Here is a 1,192-nt window from a genome sequence, read left to right on the forward strand (position 1 = left end):
CCCGGTAGACCGCCGATCAGGCCGCGTCGCTGGCTGACGTACTTCCACCCTTTGCCGCCGCATGAGATGCATGGTTGCTCCGTCACGCTGTGCGACCTCCTCAGCTCAATGCCTCACGCTTAATCGATCAGGCTCCAATAGACGTCTGCTCGACTAGAGGAGTAGTGCGTAAGACATTTATGACTCCTCTAGAGGAGTACGGCAAGTCCTACCGCGCAGGCAACTCGTACGAGAGCACGTAGGCATCGCTGGACATCACCGTGTCGCACACCTCAACGGCACGACCATCGGTGGCATAAGCCGTACGGACCAGGTGAAACACCGGAACACCTGGCGCCAGCTTGAGCGCCCGCACCTCATCACGCAGCGGCATCCGCGACCGGATCTCCTCCACGAAGCGATCCAGCCGGAACCCCAACTCCTCCAGCCGGGCGTAGATCCCACCCGGACCACTGTCCGGCTGCGCGATCTGCGTATCCCGCGCGATCTCCACCGGGATGTACGACACCGCCGTCTCCACCGGCTGACCGTTGATCAGATACCGGCGTGAGCGCCGGATCACATGATCCTCCGAAGAGAGCCCGAGCTTCTCGGCCACCTCCGCCGACGCCCGCTCTTCGGTGATCTCGATCGAGTCGACGGACGGCTTGCCGCCGGCCCCTTCGGTCTCCGCGATGAACGCCGCCTTGCCCTGCTCCCGATGACGACGAGCGAACCGGTCGGAGGCCAGCCGCCGCACCGGAGGATGTGAGCGGACGAAGACACCACGCCCGTGCTCGGCCACGGTCAGACCCTCACTTTGAAGGACCTGGAGCGCGTTGCGGATGGTCATCCGCGCGACGCCGTAATGTTGCATGAGCTGAGCTTCCGAGGGCACCTTGTCACCTTCGGCGAGAACGCTCTGCTCGATCGCATGCCTGATGTGGTCGGCGATCTGCCGAAAGACGGCCCGATCGCTGGTCGGATCCAGGTCCGGCAACGGCAGCTCGGCCACGACCAACTCCTCAACTCGTACATACGTGTACCGCAGCTTGAGAATAGCGATCAGCAGCCCCGGAGGACATCCGATGGATCACCACCACCCGCAGCACTCCGTCAGCGTGGCAGGCGTGATCATCGACGACCAAGGCCGAGCACTCCTCACCCAGCGCAGAGACAACGACCACTGGGAAGCACCCGGCGGAGTCCTGGA

General features: G+C 63.7%; 1 protein-coding gene. It reads right to left on the reverse strand.

Translation table 11 applies throughout. From position 1 onward, the window contains the following. Positions 1 to 208: 208 nt before the first annotated feature. Positions 209 to 994, reverse strand: a complete 786-nt coding sequence (locus ACTOQ1_RS42815; protein ID WP_440074336.1) for a GntR family transcriptional regulator — start codon at positions 992 to 994, stop codon at positions 209 to 211. Positions 995 to 1,192: the final 198 nt, after the last annotated feature.

It is taken from the genome of Streptosporangium sp. OZ121 (genome assembly GCF_051918885.1).
Classification (GTDB): domain Bacteria; phylum Actinomycetota; class Actinomycetes; order Streptosporangiales; family Streptosporangiaceae; genus Streptosporangium.